The 21,819-nt window shown below is 68.4% G+C and carries 18 protein-coding genes; 10 read left to right on the top strand and 8 right to left on the bottom strand.

Annotated features, from left to right (window positions below; translation table 11 throughout):
- Positions 1–1,085: 1,085 nt before the first annotated feature.
- Together OG804_RS22580 and OG804_RS22575 are read right to left on the bottom strand one after the other, a co-directional pair.
- Positions 1,086–3,701 (bottom strand): DUF6049 family protein, encoded by a 2,616-nt coding sequence (locus OG804_RS22580; RefSeq protein ID WP_328389628.1) that lies wholly within the window; start codon positions 3,699–3,701, stop codon positions 1,086–1,088.
- The gene (locus OG804_RS22575; RefSeq protein ID WP_328389626.1) at positions 3,698–4,234 is read right to left on the bottom strand and encodes an NUDIX hydrolase; all 537 of its coding nucleotides are present in this window, start codon (positions 4,232–4,234) and stop codon (positions 3,698–3,700) included. The genes OG804_RS22580 and OG804_RS22575 overlap by 4 nt, the downstream gene beginning before the upstream one ends.
- 461 nt (positions 4,235–4,695) lie before the next feature.
- Here OG804_RS22575 and OG804_RS22570 point away from each other — a divergent pair, with 461 nt between their 5' ends.
- Complete coding sequence (locus tag OG804_RS22570) at positions 4,696–6,156, top strand: CCA tRNA nucleotidyltransferase (RefSeq protein ID WP_328389624.1); 1,461 nt, start codon at positions 4,696–4,698, stop codon at positions 6,154–6,156.
- A gap of 9 nt (positions 6,157–6,165) precedes the next feature.
- On the opposite strand, the gene OG804_RS22565 is transcribed toward OG804_RS22570, so the two are convergent.
- Entirely contained in the window at positions 6,166–6,990 is an 825-nt protein-coding gene (locus OG804_RS22565; protein WP_328389622.1) for a hypothetical protein, read from the bottom strand.
- Between the two features lie 166 nt (positions 6,991–7,156).
- Between OG804_RS22565 and OG804_RS22560 the strand changes: the two genes are divergently transcribed.
- Positions 7,157–8,797, top strand: coding sequence for a DUF4185 domain-containing protein (locus OG804_RS22560; RefSeq protein WP_328389620.1), 1,641 nt, complete (start codon positions 7,157–7,159; stop codon positions 8,795–8,797).
- Between the two features lie 50 nt (positions 8,798–8,847).
- Here the strand turns inward: OG804_RS22560 and OG804_RS22555 are convergent, their stop codons facing one another.
- The 3 genes from OG804_RS22555 to OG804_RS22545 form a co-directional block, all read right to left on the bottom strand.
- A complete protein-coding gene (locus tag OG804_RS22555) occupies positions 8,848–9,717 on the bottom strand; it encodes a biotin-dependent carboxyltransferase family protein (protein ID WP_328389618.1) in 870 nt (289 codons plus the stop codon).
- Complete coding sequence (locus tag OG804_RS22550) at positions 9,714–10,358, bottom strand: 5-oxoprolinase subunit B family protein (protein ID WP_328389616.1); 645 nt, start codon at positions 10,356–10,358, stop codon at positions 9,714–9,716. Before OG804_RS22550 ends, OG804_RS22555 begins: the two co-directional genes overlap by 4 nt.
- Positions 10,359–10,421: 63 nt before the next feature.
- Positions 10,422–11,177 carry a LamB/YcsF family protein gene (locus OG804_RS22545; RefSeq protein WP_328389614.1) on the bottom strand — a complete coding sequence of 252 codons (756 nt, stop codon included), beginning with the start codon at positions 11,175–11,177 and terminating at the stop codon, positions 10,422–10,424.
- A gap of 572 nt (positions 11,178–11,749) precedes the next feature.
- On the opposite strand from OG804_RS22545, the gene OG804_RS22540 reads away from it, so the two are divergent.
- From OG804_RS22540 to OG804_RS22510, 7 genes are all read left to right on the top strand, one after another.
- The gene (locus OG804_RS22540) at positions 11,750–12,697 is read left to right on the top strand and encodes a winged helix-turn-helix transcriptional regulator (RefSeq protein WP_328389612.1); all 948 of its coding nucleotides are present in this window, start codon (positions 11,750–11,752) and stop codon (positions 12,695–12,697) included.
- A gap of 266 nt (positions 12,698–12,963) precedes the next feature.
- Complete coding sequence (locus OG804_RS22535; RefSeq protein WP_328389611.1) at positions 12,964–14,004, top strand: dihydrodipicolinate reductase; 1,041 nt, start codon at positions 12,964–12,966, stop codon at positions 14,002–14,004.
- Entirely contained in the window at positions 14,001–14,723 is a 723-nt protein-coding gene (locus tag OG804_RS22530) for a hypothetical protein (protein ID WP_328389609.1), read from the top strand. The genes OG804_RS22535 and OG804_RS22530 overlap by 4 nt, the downstream gene beginning before the upstream one ends.
- A gap of 268 nt (positions 14,724–14,991) precedes the next feature.
- Complete coding sequence (locus OG804_RS22525) at positions 14,992–15,576, top strand: nuclear transport factor 2 family protein (protein ID WP_328389607.1); 585 nt, start codon at positions 14,992–14,994, stop codon at positions 15,574–15,576.
- On the top strand, positions 15,573–16,343 hold the full coding sequence (locus tag OG804_RS22520; protein ID WP_328389605.1) for an SDR family oxidoreductase: 771 nt from the start codon (positions 15,573–15,575) through the stop codon (positions 16,341–16,343). Before OG804_RS22525 ends, OG804_RS22520 begins: the two co-directional genes overlap by 4 nt.
- The gene (locus OG804_RS22515; protein WP_328389603.1) at positions 16,340–17,947 is read left to right on the top strand and encodes a class I adenylate-forming enzyme family protein; all 1,608 of its coding nucleotides are present in this window, start codon (positions 16,340–16,342) and stop codon (positions 17,945–17,947) included. The genes OG804_RS22520 and OG804_RS22515 overlap by 4 nt, the downstream gene beginning before the upstream one ends.
- A 192-nt stretch (positions 17,948–18,139) precedes the next feature.
- A complete protein-coding gene (locus tag OG804_RS22510; protein ID WP_442941900.1) occupies positions 18,140–18,865 on the top strand; it encodes a DUF1295 domain-containing protein in 726 nt (241 codons plus the stop codon).
- Between the two features lie 11 nt (positions 18,866–18,876).
- On the opposite strand, the gene OG804_RS22505 is transcribed toward OG804_RS22510, so the two are convergent.
- Together OG804_RS22505 and OG804_RS22500 are read right to left on the bottom strand one after the other, a co-directional pair.
- Positions 18,877–20,262 carry an MFS transporter gene (locus OG804_RS22505; RefSeq protein ID WP_442941600.1) on the bottom strand — a complete coding sequence of 462 codons (1,386 nt, stop codon included), beginning with the start codon at positions 20,260–20,262 and terminating at the stop codon, positions 18,877–18,879.
- Positions 20,263–20,272: 10 nt separating this feature from the next.
- Positions 20,273–20,776, bottom strand: coding sequence for an NUDIX hydrolase (locus tag OG804_RS22500; protein ID WP_328389599.1), 504 nt, complete (start codon positions 20,774–20,776; stop codon positions 20,273–20,275).
- Between the two features lie 201 nt (positions 20,777–20,977).
- Here OG804_RS22500 and OG804_RS22495 point away from each other — a divergent pair, with 201 nt between their 5' ends.
- Complete coding sequence (locus OG804_RS22495; RefSeq protein ID WP_328389597.1) at positions 20,978–21,757, top strand: pirin family protein; 780 nt, start codon at positions 20,978–20,980, stop codon at positions 21,755–21,757.
- Positions 21,758–21,819: the final 62 nt, after the last annotated feature.

Genomic DNA, 21,819 nt, shown 5'->3' with positions numbered 1-21,819 from the left:
GCCGGTGGATGCGGTGGCCTGCCCGGTGGCGACGACTGTTGCGGCCCGGGCCGGTTCGGCGGCACCCGCGGCGGGGACTCCGGTGGGCGCCCTGATGCGGGCACGGGAGGCCGGTCGGGTGGGCCCGACCGGGCCGCGGGCCTACCGGGCGCGGGCGGCGGCTGCATCGGCCGCATCCGCTGCGCGGGGAACGGCTCGGAAGCGGGTCCCGCCGGGGGAAAGCCACCGTCGGGCCGGGGACGAGGTGGGGGCAGCCCGTCCGCCGGGCGTCCGGGCGCCGGCGGGGGCACAGCGCCGGGACGCTGTGGGTGCCCGGGACCGGGCCCCGGCGGGCGGCCCTGGGGTGCGGGTTGCGGACGGTTTCCCGGTGGCGGCACCGCGGCTTGCGGGACCGACGGCGGCGCGGACCGCTGCTCGGGCGGCACTGCCGGCCGGGACCCCGAGGGCGGGTTCGCCGGACGGCCGGGCGCCGGGCCGCGGGAAAGCCGCGGATCCGGTTGGCGGTTCGGTGCGTACCGATCCTCGCCCGGATACGGTCCGGGGCGCGGGTTCGGGCGTTGACCGGGTGGGGCTCCCTGGGGCGGCGGACCACCCGGACGCTCGGGCCGGCGCAGCTGCGGCGGTGCTTCGCGGAAGGCGTCGGGACGTTCGCGGAAGGCGTCAGGACGTTCGCGGTCCAGTTCCGACTCGCCCGGATGACCGCTCATTTCCGCCTCCGGGTCCGGTTGGACCCGCTCCCACGGTGCTCTGGGGGCCCGGCGGACTCGTGGACCGTCGGGCTGTCGACCGGGCTGTTGCCGATGAGCGGAGGATTCATCGTCGCTCATCATGCCTCCTGTATCGCCCGGACCCCGCGTGGCGGTTGTCCCCTGTGTCGCGTCGAACACATCGGCTCGGCACAAACGCGCGACGAACCGTCCGGTTCGTCGGCGGTAGCGCGTCCGACTGCGCACCGGCACCCGGACGAATCCGGACAGCCGGTGCGCACTTCTCTATCTTCCATGGGTCGCGCGCCCGGGTCACCCTCCCGTGGGCGCGGGCGACACGATCTGCTGCCGTCGCCGCGCCGACCAGGGAGTCAGCTGTTACACCCGCTCCTGCCGGCGTGCGGTCTGCTGCGCCTCGTCGCTCAATTGGCGGCGGCCCCGACCGGCTCGGCGCCGCCGGGCGCGACCCAACCGGACGACCCGCTGCCGCAGCCCGGGATCCATGCCCTTGTCGGCGGGGTCGCGCTGACCGTGGAACCGGCGCCACAGCCGCCGGCCGGCCAGCAGGAAGAGCAGGGCGGCCGCGCACGCGGTGATGATCGCGAGGATCTGCCCGTAGGCGTTCGATCGCACCGAGATCGAGGTGGCGTAGCCGAGCGGCACTCCCTCCGGAGTGCTCAGCGATATCGGCACCACGAGTTTGCGGCTGTCGCTGACCTCGGTCGGAATCTGGAACGACCGGGTACCCCGGGGCGGAAGCAACTGCTCGCCGATGTCGGTGATCTTGGTTTCCGGTGGGGCGTCGATCCGGAACCGGATCCGCACCGAAACCGGCAGATCGTTGCGTGCCACCAGCAGCAGCGGACTCGACTCCGACGCCAGCGTGTACACACCTCCGGGCGGCAGCACCGAAACCGACCGGAAGATCTCGTCGACCGTGCTCGTGGCCTTTTCGATCCGTCGCTGCGCGAAGACCTCGGCCTGCGCGGTCGGGCCGCCACGCCGATCGGACAGCGACAACGCGCGCACCAGGTCGTCGCGCAACGGGTCGAGATAGGCGCGGGGGGTCGGCTCCGCCTCGGGCACCTCGACCATCGCCTGCAGCAGCTGCGAGATGCGATGCGACTGATCCCGCGCGGGTCCCGCGAAATACCCGGGCACCGCCTCCACTGTCGCCTCGGTGAGCGGGGCCAGCTGATACGGCGCGGGATCGGGCGTCTGGCCGACCAGAGCGTCGAACGGCCGGGGATCGGCCAGTTTGTTCTCGACCAGCAGGTCGAGCTGGCGCAACAGTGCCGCGGCCTCGTCGCGGTTCGCGCCCCACTGCTGCGGCGGCATGATCAACTGCGACCGTGGCCGCCCCGGATCCGACTGCAGCGCCCGCCAGGACACCGCACCCAGCGCGTCCTGCAGGCGCGCGCTACGCGAATCGTTGGTCACCGGGTATCGAGCAGACTCGGGTACATAGGCCGGGGTCGGCGGATTGGAACCGACACCTGCCAGAGCCGCCGCCGGCCAGATGTCGAAGGTGGCGACCCGCAGCGCCGGGTCGGCCGTCGAAGCGCCTCCACTGCCCGACTGGGTCGGTGCGGAGCCCGCCGGCACCTGTCCCTGCGCCCCGGGACCCGGCTGTTCGCCGGCTTCGGTCTCCCCGGCGGGGACCGCCCCGGCGGTATCCCCGGACTGCGGGGCCGGCGCGGGCGGTGGAACCGCACCCGGCACACCGGGCAGCCGCACCACATCGGGCACGGCCGCGTACGGATCGCCCACCCCGCCCTCCGGCGCCACCGCATTACCGGCCAGCACCGCGGTACCGAACCCCTGAGCCTTGAGCAGTTGCGCAGCGGCCGGGTCCACACTGCTGGCATCGGGCAGGCTCACACCACGGACGGACCGGGTGTTCAGAATCGAATCGACGATCGACGCCGGCGAATCCAGCGCCCGGGCGGTCAGCGCGGGGTCGGCGGCCGCCGCCAGCGCCGAGATGTCGACCTGGGCGAACGGCAACGCCACCGTGCACATCGACGACGCAAGGGTGCGCAACCGGTCCAGCCACAGTTTCGCGGATTCGGTTCCGGCACCCGGGCGGGTCGCGCCGTCCGGATCGGACGGGCTGGCCAACACCCGATAATCACTGGTCATCGCCTGCACCGTGAGCAGCAGGTCGGGATCGATCGCCAGACATACCGCCGACGACGGACCATCAGCGGCCGCATCGTCACCGAACACCGACTCCAGCGCCCCCACCAGCTCGTCCAGCCGACCGCCCCGGCTCAGCGAAGCCGCCAGCTCGTCATCGGTCAGCTCGACCATCCGATCCAGATCGCCGGTCTGCCCGGCCACCATGCGGGGACGATCGGCGAGCGGCCACAACACGGTGGTCTGCACCGGCGGCGCGGCAGGTGCGGGCAGCGGCGGTGCACTACCGTCCGCGGCAGCGGGCAGTCCCAGCACCGGCAGCAGGAACCGCGCGTCGTCCAACCGGGCCTGACCGCCGTAATCCGGGGTCCCGTTCACGTTCAACAACAGCGGATAGACACCCGGCTCGGTGATGTTCAGCGAAGTACCCGCAGCGTCCCGCAGTGGGACGGTCAGGGTGAACTGCTGGCGCTGGCCTGGTTCCAGACGCACCGACACATCCTGGAAAGGAGTCGGGAATTCGTAATTCGCCTGATCGAGTTTCAATGTCGTGCGAAGTTCGCCGGGGTCGGACACGGCCCGCGCCCGCTGCACCCGGACCGCGACCTCGTCGACTCCGCGGTCACCGATATTGGTGACGGTGCCCGCCACTGTGAGCACCGGTTCACTCTCGGCGGTGACCGTGCCCGGACTCACCGAATCCAGGGACAGCTTCAAGAACTGCGGCGCCGAGGAATCCTCCGCCGACCCCGTCGGCTGGGCATGGGCCTGGGATACGAGCAGCGCGGGCAGCGCCGTCATCGAGCCGAGGATGGTCAGGATCACGAGCATGATCCGACTCAGTCCACGCGTCATCGCTTGCCGGTCTCCATCCGGTCGATCAGGCGGTTCGCCACCTCGGCCAGCCTGCGCTCATCGGCATAGGCAAGCCTAGAGTTCAATTCGCTCAGCGGTACCCAGTCGACCTGGGTGACCTCTACATCCGCGTCGGACAGTTCTCCACCGACCGAGCGCAGCAGAAAATGATGCACTGTTTTGTGTACCCGTCGGCCCTCGGTGACGAACCAGTAATCGATACTGCCCAGTTCGGCGACCACGACGCCCTGGATACCGGTTTCCTCGGCGACCTCTCGGATCGCCGTCTGTTCCGAGGATTCGCCCTCTTCGATATGTCCTTTGGGCAGCGACCATAGCAGCCGCCCGCGGCGGTCGGTGCGGCCGATCAACGCGGCACAGCGCCCATCGGGCGGGCCGTCCAAACCGTCGACGACCAATCCCCCGGCCGAGGTCTCTCGCACGGTACGCATACGAGGTTTCGCCGCACCACCGGTCGAACCACGGCGCCGCGGCTGGCGGCGTCTACTGTTCGCGCGATCGGCCGGAGACACTACGCAATACTAGAGCAGTATTTATTCGCGCCGCCTTCGGCGGCGCGGGTCGGGGCCCTATCAACCCCGGTTCTTCACTCCGCCGCACAGTCGCTGCGCTCCTTCGCTCTGTTGCTCCGGAACCGGGGCGGGCCCCGACCATACGGGGCGGACATCGAGCGAGGTGGAGCACGTATATTCGCGCGTTCGCCGGGCGTATATCGCGCGTCGGAGGGATGTATGTGGCGCGTAGAAGGGGCGCGTGTGGGGCGTTGGAGGGATGTGTTGCGGGGCGTTGGAGGGGTGCGGGGTACTCGGAGGCGGCGCGGGATGAGGGGACTCGGAGGGCGGCGACTGTGGAGGCGGTCGGTGCGGTTCGTACCTGCGCGCGGTGAACCCGCTTCCCCGCCGCCCGTCGGCGCGGGACTCCGCCGCCGGTCGGCCCGAGAATCGCGTTTGCCGGTACTCGGTAAGGTTCTGCTGTGGTTTCGACCGAGTCCGACGACGCAGTGCAGGATCGCCGTACCCGTTTGCTCGCGTCCGCCGCGATCACCCTGGGTGCGCATGCCGATGTCCTGACCCCGCTCGGGGAAATGTTCGCCGCGCGCGGTTTCCAGCTGTACCTGGTCGGGGGCAGTGTGCGGGACGCGGTTCTGGGCCGTCTCGGCACCGATCTGGATTTCACCACCGATGCCCGGCCCGAGCAGGTGCAGGAGATCGTGCGCGGGTGGGTCGATCAGCTGTGGGACACCGGCGGGCTGGCGTTCGGGACGGTGAGTGCGGCCAAGAGCGGGCAGCAGTTGGAGATCACGACGTTTCGTAGTGACACCTACGATCGGGTTTCGCGGAATCCGCAGGTCAGCTTTGGTGAAACCCTGGAAGGCGATCTCGTCCGGCGGGATTTCACCGTGAATGCGATGGCGGTCAAGGTCGCGGCCGACGGGGCGCTGGAATTCGTGGATCCGCTGGACGGGATGGCCGCGCTGCTGGCCGGGGTGCTGGACACGCCCGCCGCTCCGGAGGACTCGTTCCACGACGACCCGCTGCGCATGCTGCGCGCGGCGCGTTTCGTCTCGCAGCTCGGATTCGAGGCGCATCCGCGGGTGCGCGCCGCGATCACCGCGATGGCTCCCGAGATAGACCGGATCACCGCGGAGCGGATCCGGACGGAACTGGACAAGCTGATCGGCGGCGACCATCCGATCGACGGCATCAACATGATGTGTGAAACGGGCCTGGCGCAGCGGGTGCTACCCGAGGTGCCGGAGATGAAGTTGGAGATCGACGAGCACCATCAGCACAAGGACGTCTACTGGCATTCGCTCACCGTGCTGGACCAGGCCATCGACCAGGAAGAGGGCGATCCCGACCTGGTGCTGCGCTGGGCGGCGCTACTGCACGATATCGGCAAACCGGACACCAAACGCAACGAGCCGGGCGGTGGGGTGAGCTTCCACCACCACGAGGTGGTGGGCGCGAAGATGGTGCGCAAGCGGATGCGCGCGTTGAAGTATCCGAAGCAGTTCACCGAGGATGTGGCCCGCCTGGTGTTCCTGCACCTGCGTTTCCACGGGTACGGCAAAGGCCAGTGGACCGATTCCGCCGTGCGGCGCTATGTCACCGACGCGGGAGATCTGCTACCCCGCCTGCACAAACTGGTCCGAGCCGACTGCACCACCCGCAACAAGCGGCGGGCGGCCGCGCTGCGCGCCACCTACGACGAACTCGAGGTGCGGATCGCGCGGTTGCGGGAGCAGGAAGATCTGGCCCGGGTGCGGCCCGATCTGGACGGCAACGCGATCATGGAGTTGCTGGGCTTGTCGCCGGGACCCGATGTCGGGCGCGCCTGGCGCTTTCTGAAGGAACTGCGCCTGGATCGTGGTCCGCTCACCCGGGACGAAGCCGAGGCCGCACTCGAGCAATGGTGGCAGAACCAGAAGTGATCCGCCCGGTCAGAACACGATCAGGGTGGTGCCGGCGACGATCGCCGACCGGATCTGGGCCAGATCGAACGACCCGCTGACCGGCGCGAGTTCGATTCGGAACCGCACCATGTCGCCGTCGCGCACGGCATGCCGGACCCGGGCGCCGCTGGGCAACTCCGCAATCGGGATGGGGGCCATCGTCCGCCACCGCCGCGGTACCGGCAGACCGGACCAGGTGGCGCGCCGTACTTCCAGGCGCAGCACATCGTCGGTGACCGAGGCGTCCAGCTCGGCGGTGATCCGTTTGCCCCGGTGCACGGCGCGGACCAGTCCGCGCTCGGTGATCGACAGCTTCCATTCCCGTTGACGGGTCGCGAGCCAGCCCAGCACGGTTTCCACCGGGACCACGCCCTCGATATCGACCTGGTTGGCGCGGACCCGGGTCGGCACGCCCGGGACGAGCCGTACCTCGTGTGAAATGACGGTGACCTCGTCGATGGGCCGATCGTCCCAGCGCAGCTTCCGCAGCACGGCCTTGGTCTGGAAGTGCGCGCCGCGGCGGCGCACCTTGAGAACGTCCAGGGTTCCGGTCAGCCCATGGCCGAGCAGTGTCGCGCTGATCTCCTGTCCGCCGAAGCGGCTCAGGATTCCCTCGCTGAGCACGGTGAGCAGGGTGTCCGGCAGCAGTGCGGTGACGGTTCCCGCGCTCAGATCGGCCATCGGTTCCACCCAGGCGGTGGTATAGCCGATCCACTGCTCCAGCCAGGATTGCTCGAACAGACGTTTGCCGAGGTCGACGGCCCGCAGCGCGGAGAACGGGTTGGCCGATCGGGGATCGAAGTAGGCGGCCATGATCACTCACGAGAGTACTGGGCGGGTGGGCCGCGGACCATCCGGAGTCGTGCAGGTCACGGTTGCCGCCGGGGTGAAGCGGGCCCGCCGGGCGCGCGGCTCGATCGGCGCCGCCGGCGTTCAATCCCCGCGGGCGGTGCCCGATTCGGGTAGGTTCACTCCCGCAATGGGACTCGACAAGAGACTGAGAACTGCGTCGACCGAGGTGATTCGGGGACGCCACCGAAGTCGTTGCGGGCTGGCTTTCCTCGGCCTGGTTCTCGTCGGCTATGTGGTGGTGCCGATACCCGCGCGCGCCGCGCCGCACCCGTGGGCGCCGCCGCCGGTGAACGATTGCGGCGAGGTCGGTTTCGATCCGCTCGCCCGCGAACCGGATCCGTCGGTCCCACCCCCGCCGCCGCTTCAGGTGCCCCCGCAGATCGACATCCCGGTTCCGGTGCCGCAACTCCAGCCGGTGCCCGTGCCCGATCCGCCGCCGGACAACACTCGGATCACGCCGGATCCGCTGCCTGCCGACCCCTGCCACAATCCGTGTCCCGATATTCGTGACACGCCGAAACCGGTGGCGCCGAAGACAGACGAATCCACACCCCCTGCCCCGCCGGGCGGCTCGTCGAGTGGCGGCAGTTCGGGTTCGGCGAGTGGTTCCGGTTCCGGTGATTCGCCGCGGTTTCCGACGATCCAGATCAAACCGGAGATCGAACCCATCCCGTATCCCGTTCCCGGCGGGGAAGGCGTGCCGCCGCAGCCCGCGCCGCCGCAGCTGCAGCCGCCGGCCGAACCCGGTCCGCCGGCCGCGCCGGTGGCCGGACCACAGGTCGAGTCGGTGCGACTGGTCGAACAGATCACCGGGCACGGTTCGCGAAATCGGACGGATATGCGCTGGCAGGTGGACGGCACCGATCTGGGATTGATGTGGGAGACGCGGCCGGGTGAGGTCGCGGTGGTCTTCGGTGACACCTTCGGTAAGGGCTGGTCGCCCGGCGGTGCGGGTGGCGACGACGAGGACTGGCGCAGCAATGTGCTGGCCTACAGCACCGACACGGACCTTTCCGACGGACTGCGGTTCGACACCATGGTGCAGGACAGTCGTTGTCACGCCGCCGAACTACTGGGCAGTCGGAAGATCAAGAACTGGGAGACCACGACCATCCCGACCTCGGGTTTCGCGTTGGGGGGTCGGCAGTACCTCAGCTTCATGTCGGTGAACCGGTGGAGCCGGATCCCCGGACTCTGGTGGACGAACTACGGGGGTATCGCCTACTCCGACGACAACGGCAGCACCTGGGTGAAGGATCAGCACGCCAGGTGGGACAACCTGTTCGGGCTGGGCCGTTTTCAGGTCGCGGCCATGGTTCCGCACGGCGATTACGTCTACATGTTCGGTACGCCCAACGGCCGTATCGGTGTGATCGGACTGGCCCGGGTCCCCAAGGACGACGTGCTGAACAAGTCGGCATACCAGTACTGGGTGGGCGGCAACTGGGCGCCGGCCGTGGAGAACCAGGCGACCCCGCTGGTGGCGGGGATGGCCAGCGAACTGTCGGTGCGTGTCGATCCCGGCTCCGGCCTGTGGCAGATGACCTATCTCGATCCGGCACGCGCCGCGATAGTCCTGCGAACCGCGACCGACCCCCAGGGGACCTGGACCGAACCGGTGCCACTCGTGTCGACGGACGACTACCCGAAGGCCTACGGCGGTTTCATTCATCCATGGTCCACCTCGCGGGACCTGTATTTCACGATCTCCGAGTGGGATTCGTACAACGTTTACCTCGTGCACGCCCGATTGACGCCGCCCGCCTGAGGAAGGCCGGCGAAGCGGTACCGGCTCTGCTCCCCGAGCGGTCTCGCCTGTTACTGCGTCGGTACGCGCGCCGCCCCGCGGAACCGTATCCGCTGGCCCGGCCTGGCCTGGGCCATGCGGTCGATATCGGCGTCGGCGACTACCGCGATCACCGGATAGCCGCCGGTGATCGGATGATCGGCGAGGAACACCACCGGTTGCCCGCCGGGTGGAACCTGCACGGATCCGAGTGCCATTCCTTCCGTGGGAAGTTCGGCGGTCGAGATCCGCCGCAGCGGTGGCCCGTCGGCGCGGTCCAGGCGCGCGCCGACCCGGTCGGTGTCGGGGCTGACTGTCCAGTGACCTGTGAACAGGGCGGCCGGATCGGTGAACCAGTCGTCCCGGGGACCGGGCAGGGCACGGATCTCCAGCGTTCCCGATGATCCCGGCTGTGGCGCCTGGTCGATATTCGGCCATTCGGCTGGTTGTGGACCGATGGGGACAACTTCGCCCCCGCGCAACGGAGGCGGACCGATACCGGACAGCGTGTCGTGACTGCGGGAGCCCAGTACCGGCGCGACGTCCACTCCCCCACGCACGCCGATATAGCTGCGCAATCCGGTGCGTGCGAGGCCCAGGCGCAGTACCTGTCCCGGGGCGAGGTGCAGCACACTCGCATGGCCCACCGGAGTGCCGTCCACCGTGGCGGGCGCGGGCGCCCCGGTGACCGCCGCCAGCACCGGAACCTCGGCCCGCAGCGTCAGCCCGCCGAGCAGGACTTCGATCCCGGCGTGGCCTTCCGGATTTCCCACCAGGCGATTCGCCAGTCGCAGCGCCCCACGGTCCGCGGCTCCGGACGGTCCGACGCCGGAATCGAACCAGCCGGGGCGACCCAGGTCCTGAATGGTCGCCGCCGGACCGACCCGCTCGATCACGATCACGGTTCGGCGTCCACGTCTACGAACCGGACGCGGGTGCCGGCTCGGATGAGCGCGGGCGGGTCCCGCTCGGTATCCCACATGGTCAGCTCCGTACTACCGATGAGTTGCCAGCCGCCCGGGGTCTGCCGGGGGTACACCGCGGAGAAAGCGTCTGCCAGGCCTACCGATCCCGGCGGAATCCGGGTGCGTGCCGTGGGACGTCGGGATACGGTCAGCCGCCAGTCGGTCGCGGACAGGTAACCGAACCCCGGTGCGAATCCGACGAAAGCGCAACGCCATATCGTCGCGGTGTGCGCTGTGACGACCTCGTCCGGTCGCATATCGAGCGTTTCGGCGACGGCGGCGAGGTCGGGCCCGTCGTAGCGGGTCGGGATGCGTACGGGTTCTGTTGTGTCCGGCGATGTTCCACGGGAAACATCGCCGGCACCGGCTGCGCGCACCGCGCCGACGACGCGTTCCAGTTCCCGGCGGACCCGGTGTGCCGATCGCACCGAATCGAGGGTGACGAGAACCGTCTCCGCGGCGGGCAGGATATCCACCACGCCTTCGACCGGCTGCGCGGCCAACTCCGCGACCAGCCGCGCGACCCGATCCGGGTCGGCCGCCGTCAGCAGGAATGCGCGATCACCGGCCGGACGCACCGCCGGATCCGGCCCCCGGGCTCCTGGCGCTCGCGACAATTCACCTCACCCCGTTCCAGCTCGCTAGGTGAAGGACGCTACCGCGATCCCCGCGTCCTCGAGCGTGGCGCGGATTCGTTGAGCCATCTCGACCGCGGCCGGGGTATCGCCGTGCACGCAGATGCTGTCGGGCGAGACGGCGATCGAACCACCCCCGCCGGCCACTCGGGCGGTGCCGGTCTCGGCCAGCGATACGGCCTGGGCCAGTGCCATATCGGTGTTCAGCACCGCGCCCGGTGTATCCCGCGAGACCAGCCCGCCCTGGGCGGTGTAGGCGCGGTCGGCGAACCCCTCGCTCGCGAACTGGGTTCCGGCGGCCACGGCGGCCTTCTCCAAGTGCGTGCCGGCCGGTCCGAGCAGCACGAGGGCGGGGTCGTAGTCACGAACAGCGCTGACCACGGCATCGGCGAGGGTCGAATCGGCCGCGGCGGCGTGATAGAGCGCGCCGTGCGGTTTCACGTACCGCACCCGGTCGCCGGCCGCGCGGGCGAACGCGTCCAGGGCGCCGATCTGATACAGGGTTTCATCCCGCAGGTCCGCCGGCGCGACCGCGAGCGCTCGCCGCCCGAATCCGGCCAGATCCCGGTACCCGATATGCGCCCCGATCCGCACCCCCTTCTCCACCGCGGCCGCGGTGGTGCGTCGCATGATCGACGGGTCGCCGGCGTGGAACCCGCACGCGATATTCGCGCTGGTCACAATATCCAGCATGGCGGCGTCCTCCCCCATGCTCCAGGCTCCGAACCCCTCCCCCAGGTCACTGTTCAGGTCCAGCCCCATGACGACCCTCCTTCCGGTCTGCCTCCATTGTTCACGCAGCCGCGGCGGCCCGCACGGCCCCCGGCTCGGTACCGACAACGACGGCCGCAGTGACCACCCGCCGACCCGCACCCTCGACAGGTAGTGCGCGTCGTGTCGGGTGACTCGTCCGGCCGCGACAAGCATGCGGACGCCGCGGTCTCGAGCTGCTGACACCCGACTTCGCGGCGCCGGTTGGTCCGCACGCCCGGCGTCGAGCCTCGCTGATCGTGGGGAGGATGAATCGAGCGGATGGTGCGCCCGCACGGTTCCGCGGGAGCGGACCGGCGGTGTTGGACGTCTCGTTCCGAGTCATTGCCCCCGGAGGGGTGTACCCGAACGACCGGATCTGCGTCGATCACCCCGGATTTCCCGAAATTATTGTCGTGCAACGCGTTCAGGGCAGGGGCGCGGTCGGCTACGCGGGGTACGGTTACATGTCCTCGGCCCGGGGGGTACGGAATGTTCTGCCGCGGAGGCAGGGCGGGCTGGGGTAGCGTCGTGGAAATTGTCGGCCCGCAGGCGGGCCGATCTGTCGGGGAGGAGACGGGCCGGTGCACGATGCGGGGGCGTCGACACCGCTGCCTCCCGGCGGGGCGAACGCATTGGCGCGAGCACTCGGACTGTTGGGTGACGAGTGGACCCTGCTGATTCTGCGATGTGCGTTGCTGGGGGCCAAGCGCTACAGCGAGTTCCGTGCCGAGTTGCCGATCTCCTACGCCGTGCTTACTTCGCGACTGGAGACGCTGGTTCGCGAGAATATGATGGACCGCCATGCCTACCAGGAAAATCCGATCCGCAAAGAGTATGTACTGACGCCTCGCGGTCGGTCCGTGTGGGCGGTCCTGGTCGCTATCTGGGACTGGGAGCGCCGGTGGATCCCCGAACAACCCGAGGTGATGGCGGCGGCCGTACGTCACCGTGTCTGTGGTCGGAATTTCTCCGCGGTGTTGTGCTGTTCGCACTGCGGCAAGCGGGTCACGGTCGGCAATGTCGGCACGCGCTGGGGTCCGAGCGGATCGTGGCCGCGTTCGGTTCCGGATGCCACCACCCGGCGTCGCTCGCCGGGGCGCAGTCGGGGCGAGCGTCCGAGTTTCCTGCCCGAGACCATGGCCGTCTGCGGGAACAGGTGGTCCTCGGCTCTGGTCGGCGCCGCATTTCAAGGGGTCGGTCGGTTCACGGATTTTCAGGAGGCGCTCTGTGTTCCGCCCAGCCTGCTGACCGAACGCCTGCAATGCCTGTGTGAACACGGTGTGCTGAGCACGGTTCGGATTCCGGAACGCCCGGATCGGGTCGAGTATCGGTTGACCGACAAAGGCCGCGCGTTCTTCCCGGTGATCGTGACCGTACTCCAATGGGCCGAGCGCTGGTATCACGCCGAGGAAGGTCCGGCGATGCTGTGGACGCACCGAGAATGCGGTGCGGAATTTCGCGGTGTACTCACCTGTGATCAGTGCGCGGGAACGCTGCGTGGCGAGGATGTCGACGTCATGTCCAGGTAACCGCCGTTCTTCGGTGTCCGGACCACCGCGCGGTATTGCCTGTCGTTGACAGGTCGGTAACTCTGACTGTTGTAGTAGCCTCGGGACCGATGGTGCGCTGTGGTCCGGACGGGACACCAGAGACAACCGTTCGCTGTGGTCCGGCACGAGCGGATCGGGAGATATGAGGACGGCTCAGGTGACACGCGGATTGCGCCTGCGGCCACCACCCGGGAAGGGATAGAGCCATCACGAGCTATCGCGTCGTCCAATGGGCCACTGGAGCCATGGGCACCGCTTCATTGCGAGCAGTCATCGATCACCCGGGTACCGAGCTGGTCGGGCTGTACGTCTACAGCGACCACAAAGCAGGACGGGATGCCGGAGCTCTGGCGCGGCGACCCGAAACGGGAGTGCTCGCGACGCAGTCGGTCGAGGACATACTCGCCCTCGAGGCCGATGTCGTCATCCATTCCGCTCGCCTCGGACCGTACGGCACCCACGACGCCGACATCATCAGGCTGCTGCGGTCGGGAAAGAACGTCATCTCCATCAATGGCTACAGCCGGCCGCAATATTGGGCCGGGCAGCGGCTGGCGGCATTGGAGTCCGCGTGTGCCGAGGGCGGTACGAGCCTGATGTCGGCCGGGCTGAATCCCGGATTCGTCGGGGAGCAGCTCGCTGTGGTCGCGTCGGGGTTGACCAACGAGCTGGAACACTTGGAGATTGTCGAGTCCGTCGACGGCAGAGGGGTTCGGCAGCCGGAATATCTCTTCGGCGTACTGGGTTTCGGCGCCGATCCGGCGACCATCGACCCGAATGATCCGCGGTGGGCGCCGGTGGCCGCCCTCAACGGAATGTACGAAGAGGCGATCGGGGCCATCGCGTTCCGGCTCGGCCTCGACCTCGACCGCGTCGAGACCGACCATCGGATCCACGCCGCCGACCACGATATCGAGCTGCGCGCGGGAGTCGTCCGGAAAGGAACCGTCAGCCACACGAACTGGCGCTGGCACGGCGTGGTGGGCGATAAGCGCACCCTCACCATCTCGATCCACTGGTATGTCGACACCGCTGAACTCGAACGCGTCGATCCGCCTCTGTGGCAGGTCGCGGTGACCGGCCGGCCCGGGCTGACGATCTCGGTCGACCTCCACAAACATCCCGAGGACAAGTCCCGGATGTCGGCCGAGCAGTACGCGCTGGCCGCGGCGGTGGTCAACTCGATTCCCGCGGTCTGTGACGCACCGCCCGGTCCGGTCACCCGCCCCGTGGTCACGCCCTTCCGCGCCGATGCGCGACCCGATCAGCACAGGAGCATTTCGTGATCGATCAGGACGAATTCCCGATTCTGCGCCAGGTGGTGCTCGGCGCCGCGAATGTCGAGAGTGTCGCCGAGCAGCTGTCGGGCAGCTTCGGGCTGGCGCCGGGTTTCGCTGATCCCATCCTGGAGACCATGGGCCTGGCGGATGAAACCATTCGGGTCGGCCCCCAAGCGCACCTGGAAGTCGTTGCCCCGCTACGCGACGATGTCGCGCTCGCGTCCTGGCTTCGCAAGGGCGGTGGTGGTGGGTACGCGCTATCGATACAGGTGCCCTCGGTACAGCCGTACGTGGACCGGGCGGCCGCCGAAGGTGTACGGGTCGCGGCCGACCTGAACGTCTACGGCCGCCGTATCGTGCAGCTGCATCCCGGGGATATGGGGCTGCTGATCGAGCTCGACGAGATCGAGGATCCGAGCGTGTGGTTCTGGGACGACGTGCCGCGTGTCGAACCGGTCGCGCCGATCATCGACGACGTGCGCGCGGTCGGGGTGAGCACACCGGATCCGACAGCACAGGCCCTGCGGTGGGCCGCGGTGTTCGGGACCGGGATCGACGAGTCGTCGGGCGTGCCGACGCTGCGCCTGGGCTCGCGCAGTGTGCGTTTCTCGAGCGGACCGCGGCGAATGCTCTCGGCGGTCGAGGTGTCGGCGGTCTCCGGCGCGGCGGTCCCGAGCGAGCCGGTGCTGATCGGTGGTGTGCGGTTCACGGTGGTCGCGGGGTGAGTCGGCACGGGTCCGGGACCCGACCGAATCCAAGACTTGTCACCCTCGGCTCGTCCGTGTGCCGCCTGCATCCCGGGAAGCGCGGAGCTGTGTGAGGGCCCCGCCCACACCTGCCGAGGTCGGGCCGAGGCGGGCGATACCCGGTGCGGCAGGCGTTGCTTGAACCGGTGGGTGATGCTTTCAACCAGCACTTCAGTTGACAGTGTGATAGTTCTTGCTTTTGCAAACAGAGTTACTCGTCGATGACGCTGGCCCGAAGGACTCACCCGTGGACCCCACCTCGGCGCGGATCAACGCGCTTCCCGAAACCACAGCGGCAGCTCTGGCGATATTGATCGCCAAGCAGGAGGTGCAGGATCTGCTCGCACGCTACCTGCGCGCGATCGACCGGGCGGATCTGGCGACGCTGAAATCCTGTTATCTCCCGGGTGCCACCGAGGACCACGGTGGTTTCTTCGAGGGCCCCGCCGCCGAGTACATCGAGTCGATCGCTCGGACGCTGACGCATCCGAAGGCCCTCACCACGCACGCTCTCACGAACGTCCTGGTGGAGGTCGACGGCGACCGCGCTCGTGCCGAGTCCTACGTACTGGCCTTCGCTCGGGTACGCCGCCCCGACGGCAACCCCGGCGACACCCTGACCGCGGCCCGGATGGTCGACGATCTCGAATGCCTCGACGGGCGCTGGGGCATCCGTCACCGGGCGCTGCGCTGGGACTGGAACCACGATATGGAACCCACCGAGACCTGGGTCTTCGGCATGCTCGGCGCCCCCGAGCAGATGCGGCGCAGCCAGAAGTATCCCGACGATGTGCTCTACCAGGGCGGCGTCGGCGTCGAGGCGTCGGCGTGAGCGAGTTACGAGGCGTCCCGGTCGAAGGGGCACGGATCGTCGTCACCGGCGCAAATCGGGGTATCGGTCTTGCGTTCGTGCAAGAGGCTTCGGCGCAGGGCGCGGCCACCGTCTACGCCGGGGTCCGCGACCCCGGTGACATCACCGACGAGCTGCGGGCGACCGGGGCGGTCCCGGTCCGCTTGGACGTGACCAGCGACGAGGACGTCACCACGGCAGCCTCGATATGCGCGGACGCGAACATCGTCATCAACAATGCGGGGTTGTTCACCGGCACGCGTCTGATCGAGGCCGCCGACCCGGACGCCGCGCGTGCCGAGATGGAAGTGAATTTCTTCGGTGTGCTGCGGATGACCCGCGCCTTCGCCCCGGTATTGGCGAAGGAAGGCGGCGGGTCCTTCATCAACGTCCTGTCGGTGGCGGCGATCGCTCCGACCGCGTTCATGGGCGGGTATTCCCCGTCCAAGGCCGCAGCCCTCAACCTCGGCGGCATCGCTCGCGCCGAGCTGGGACCCCACGGCATCACGGTCACCTCGCTCATCGTCGGTTCTGTCGACACCCGGATGGCGGCGCACGTGAACGGTCGCAAGGAGGATCCGCGCGATATCGCCGTGGCGGGGCTGGCGGCGATGACCCGCGGCGAGTGGACCTTCGACACCGACTTCATGGCGGTGGATTCCCGGGCTCGGCTGGCGCGCGACCCCGTGCGCTACGAAAAGGGACTCGGCAAACTGCTTTTCGCCGACGAGCTGAGGACCGGAGCATGAGCGACCACGATCTGGTGCAACTCTGGGCCGATATCGAACCCACCTACGGACACCATGCCGACGGCACCCGGGTCGAGCGTTTGGAAGACCTGCCGCGTTTTCGAGCGGCGGCCACGCCACATGCGCCGGCGATGGTGACGACCACAGCGACCACGACCTACGGCGAGCTCGACCGGGCGGCCAGCCGTCTGGCCAATGCCCTGAGCGATATCGGTGTGCAGCCCGGCGACCGCGTCGCCTACCTGGGCGAGAATTCCCCGTATTTCCTGTTCACGTTGTACGGGGCGAGCAAGATCGGCGCGATACCTACCGCCCTCAACGCGCGACTCGCGCCCGCCGAGGTCGAATACATCCTGCGCGACTGCGAGCCGCAGGTCATCGTGCTCGGCATCGGCAGTGAGCATCTCGTCGAGACAGCCGAAGCGGCCGGGGTCCGGGTCGTCGTCACCCTTGCCGAACACTCCGGTGCGGTGACATACGACGAGTGGGTGTCGACGGCATCCGAAGACGACCCCGGCTTCGCGCGGGCTGCCGAGGAAACGGCACTGATCCTCTACACCTCGGGCACGACAGGGCATCCGAAGGGCATCGAACTCACCGGCGCGAATATCGGCCAGGCGCTGGGGGCCCTGCAGCACGAGCTGGACCTGGACCAGACATCGGTGACCTTCGCGCCCGTGCCGTTCTTCCATGTGGCAGGCCTGGGTCTGGCTCTGGTATCCGCTGTCAACGGTGCTTCGATGTTGCTGTTCAACGCGGCCTCGCCGACAGATTTGAGCCGGATTCTGCGTGATTATCGGGTATCGCACGGCGTCGCGGTGCCGACGGTGATCCAGTTCTTGCTCACCCTGCCCGATGTGCGGGCGAGTGACTGGAGTGCACTGAAGTGCATCGTCTACGGCGCGTCGCCGATGCCCGAGCCGGTGCTGCGAGAGGCGACAGAGGTCTTCGGCTGCCGGTTCATGCAGAGTTACGGGCTCACCGAATCCACCGGCGGTATCACCATGCTGAGCCCGCAAGATCATCGGCCGACCGCCGAGACCGTGCATCGACTCCGGTCGGTCGGACGGGTCGTGCACAACGCCGCGGTTCGGGTGGTCGATCCCGGCACGCTGGAGGATCTGGGTCCTGGTGAACGGGGCGAGGTGCTCATCGGCGGCGGCCAGCTGATGCGGGGCTACTGGCGGAATCCGGAAGCCACCGCGGCGGCGTTCGTCCAGGGTGGCTGGCTGCGCACCGGTGACGGGGGCTCCCTCGATGCGGACGGATATCTCTATCTGCACGATCGGCTCAAGGACATGATCGTATCGGGGGGTGAGAACGTTTATCCGGCCGAGGTCGAAAGCGTGCTCACCGGTCACCCCTCGGTCTCCCAGGTCGCGGTGGTCGGTGTGCCGTCGGCGAAGTGGGGCGAGACGCCGGTCGCGGTGGTCGTTGCCGCCGCCGGCGCCGCGATCGACGGTACCCAGCTGATCGCGTGGGCACGTGATCGGATGGCGCACTACAAGTGCCCGACGGAGGTCATCGTGGTCGATGCGCTGCCGATGAACGCCAGCGGCAAGTTGTTGAAGCGGCAGCTGCGGGAGACATACGGCGATCGTTGACGACGGCCTGCCCATCGGACGGCCGAATCAGCTGTCCGGTGGGCACGGCCGAGGTGGCACAACGGTCTGCGTTCGGCCGCCGAATCAGACCTGAGCACAACGGAGGCACCTGTGCACGATCTCGCCTGGGGCGATCTCGCCCTCAACCTGGTGCTGTGCGCGCTCGCCGTGCTCGCCTACCTGGGCGTTGTCATGGCGGTGGCGATCCGCATCCGCAACCACTCGATCATCGATATCTTCTGGGGGCCCGGCTTCGTTCTGGTCGCGGCGGTGAGCTATTGGGCGTCGACGGGAGCGGGCGGCGACGATGTGCGCCGAACTGTGATGCTGGCACTCACCGCGATCTGGGGCCTGCGGTTGGGCGCATATATCGGCAATCGCAACCGGGGACACGGTCAGGACCCTCGCTACACCGCGATCATGCGACACCGGACCGGCTCCCTCGTCGGGTTCCTTGTCCGCAAGATCTACGGGTTGCAGGGCGTACTGCTGCTCGTCATCTCCTTGCCAGTGCAGCTGGCGATGTACGAACCGCGCCCGCTCGGCGTGCTGGGGGTATTCGGGATCGCGGTGTGGCTGGTCGGGTTCCTTTTCGAGGCCGTCGGCGATGCGCAGCTGGCACGGTTCAAAAAGGACCCGGCCAACGCGGGGCTCATCATGGCTCGTGGTCTGTGGGCGTGGACGCGGCATCCCAACTATTTCGGCGACGCCTGTGTATGGACCGGTCTGTGGTTACTGAGCCTCGGTCACCCGGCCGGACTGGTCGCGGTCCTGTCCCCCGCCGTGATGACGACCCTACTGGTGCGATACAGCGGAAAAGCATTGCTGGAGAAAGGTATGCGGCGTCGGCGCGGTGCTGCCTTCGACGACTACGTAGCCCGCACCAGTGGGTTCTTTCCGCTGCCGCCGCGTCGGTGACGAACGCGGCGTCACTTGATCCGGACAGCCGCCGCCCGTGAGCGGCGGTTGTTGAGCAGGAGCGCGATGATCCCCGCCCCGTAGCAGCCGGCTCCCGCCAGCGCCACGGCCGCCGACCTGCCGTCCGCCGGAACCACCAGCGCCGTCACCGCGACGGCCAGCACGAACGCGATATTGAACACCGTGTCCTGTAGCGCGAACACCTGTCCGCGCCGGTCGTCGGCGACGTCGATCTGCATCGCGGCGTCGCCGGTGAGTTTGATCGTCTGGCCGGCCAGGCCGAACAGGAATGCGCCGATGAGCAGCAGTTGGTGGGCGCGGTGGACGGCATCGGCGGAGTGGGCGAGAGCCGTCGGCAGCACCAGCGCCAATTGCACGGCGATCGCGCAGGAAAGTCCGAGCAGGATGGTCCGGGGGCGACCCAGGCGTGGGATGAGGAACGGGGCCAGCAGGGCGGCGAGCAGCATTCCGGCCGCGGTGGCGGTGATCGCGACACCGAAGCCGATCAGGCCGCTGTCCACCGCCGCGCCGTGGGACGGGGATTCCCGGAGCACGAGCACCATGACGAGAGTGTCGGCGCCGAAGACGATTCGATGGGTGCCGATCCCGATCATCGCCGTGGACACATCGACCGAGTGCCGCACCGCGCGCGCCCCGACCAGCAGTCCGGTGAGTACGGCCCGCACCGCGCCCACCGTGTCGCCGGGCTCCGATTCCGGGCCCAGAGCCCGGGGCCGGAACCCCGCCGCGAGTACCACCCCGGCCACCGAGCCCGTCACACTCAGGGCGACGGCGAGCGCTGATCCGGCGTCGCCCGCGCCGACCATGCCGATCACCGCCACCGCGGTCGCCGCGCCCGCGGCGGCGCAGGCCGAACCCACTGTCGCCAGGACGGAGTTGGCCGGTACCAGACGCCGCTGCGCCAGCACCCGCGGCAGCGCCGCCGAGACACCGGCGGCGGTGAACCGGCTGATCCCCACCACCGAGAGGGCGAGCAGCAATAGTGGGCTCGCGCCGACGCCGGCGAGCAACCCCAGTGCGACGGCGGCGATCAGCAGCCCGCGCACGATATTTGCGACCAGCAGCACCAGCCGCCGATCCCATCGGTCCAGCAGGGCCCCCGCATACGGTCCGATCAGCGAATAAGGCAGCAGCAGGACGGCGAAACCCGCCGCGACGGCGAGTGGATCGGTCTCGCGTTCGGGGTTGAACAAGATGGCGCCCGACAGCGCCGCCTGGAACATGCCGTCACCGAATTGGCTCGTGAACCGCACCAGGGTCAGGCGGACGGCGCCGGGACTCTCCGCCACCGCGGCACGCAACGCGTTGAGCCTGTAGCGCCGCCCTCCGGCGGGTGTCCGGTCTGTGGCGGCGGGTTCGGGCGCAGAGCTGGACACCGCCGCGACGCTACCTGCCCCGCAGGCCGGGAGGTATTCGGGCAGGTCCGCGCTCCCGCTCGGTGATCAGGAGGTCGACGGCCTCGCGCATATCGGGGGCCATCGGGAGGTCCTCCAGCGCGTCGGCGTCTATCCAGGCGTAGTCGTCGTGCTCGTTCGGCGCCAGCGTTATCTCGCCGGCTTCGGCCTCGGCCAGAAAGCTGAACTTCCGCACTTTTGCTTTGGTGCGGGTGGCGTAATCGAACCAGCCCAGGAAATCGGTGACGCGGCGGGCGACCAGTCCGGTCTCCTCGAACAGCTCCCGGATCACGCTCTCGGCGAGTGATTCCCCGGATTCGACCCCGCCGCCGGGCAGCTCGTACATGCCGCCGAGGTAGTCGCCCGGCACTCGGCGCACGACCAGCAGTTTTCCGTTCCGGAATACCGCGACGCCGACGACCAGGGCGGTCACGCCGTCGCGCCGGGCGGCGGCACGCAGCCGCTGCTCGATCCGCGCGAGTGTTTCGGGGTGCATCCTTCACCTCCCGGTTCGGTATATCCATTTTCGATCAACGCGTGCCACACCGCTATTACCGCCCACCGTTGCTCACCATCCGTTCATCCCGAGGTCGCTCGCGTAAAATGCCCAGTGCGGACAATCGACGCGGCGGGGTGACGACGCCTAGGTACTACATGCGGAAAGGTAATTGTGCCCGAGCCGGAAAGGAGACGTGCGATGTCCACGCTGCCGACACCGCATATCGATGTCCATCGTGCGGGTGATCGTATGAAGACCCGGATATCCTGGCTCGATTCCAAGCACTCGTTCTCCTTCGGCGCGCATTACGACCCCGAGAACACCCATCACGGCCTGTTGCTGGTGAACAATGACGATATCGTCTTGCCCGGTGAGGGCTTCGATACTCATCCGCATCGCGATATGGAAATCGTGACCTGGGTGTTGGAGGGTTCCCTTGTGCACCAGGATTCGCTCGGTCACAGCGGCGTCGTCTACCCCGGCCTCGCGCAGCGGATGAGCGCCGGTACCGGTATCCGACATTCGGAGAAGAACGACTCCTGGCGTGTCGACGGTAACCGGCCCGAGCACGAGGAACCGGTTCATTTCGTGCAGATGTGGGTGTTGCCCGATGAGCCCGGTATCGAGCCGGGCTATCAGCAACTGGAGATCGACGATCAACTGGCCGCGGGCGGGCTGGTGACCGTCGCCTCCGGTCTGCCGCGGTATCGCGACCGCACCGCCATCGCCATCAACAGCAGCCATTCGGCGTTGCACGTGGCGGAGCTGGCGCCCGACGGGCAGCCGTCGGTGGAGCTGCCCGAGGCGCCCTATGTGCATGTTTTCGTCGCTCGCGGCACGGTCGAGATGGAGGGTTCGGGCCGGCTGGACGCGGGTGACGCGGTGCGCCTGACCTTTTCCGGCGGCCAGCGTCTGACCGCGCTGGTTCCGGCGGAAGTGCTGATCTGGGAGATGCACGCGCGGCTGGGTGCCGGGTAACGTCCGAAAAGTCCGGGTAGGGGTCGACCCGAATGGTATCGACCATCGACAATGATGTGCGG

This window comes from Nocardia sp. NBC_00416, assembly GCF_036032445.1.
In the GTDB taxonomy this organism is placed as follows: Bacteria; Actinomycetota; Actinomycetes; order Mycobacteriales; family Mycobacteriaceae; genus Nocardia.
Note: the sequence above shows the minus strand (reverse complement) of the source record. Positions and strands in the feature narration are given on the sequence as shown.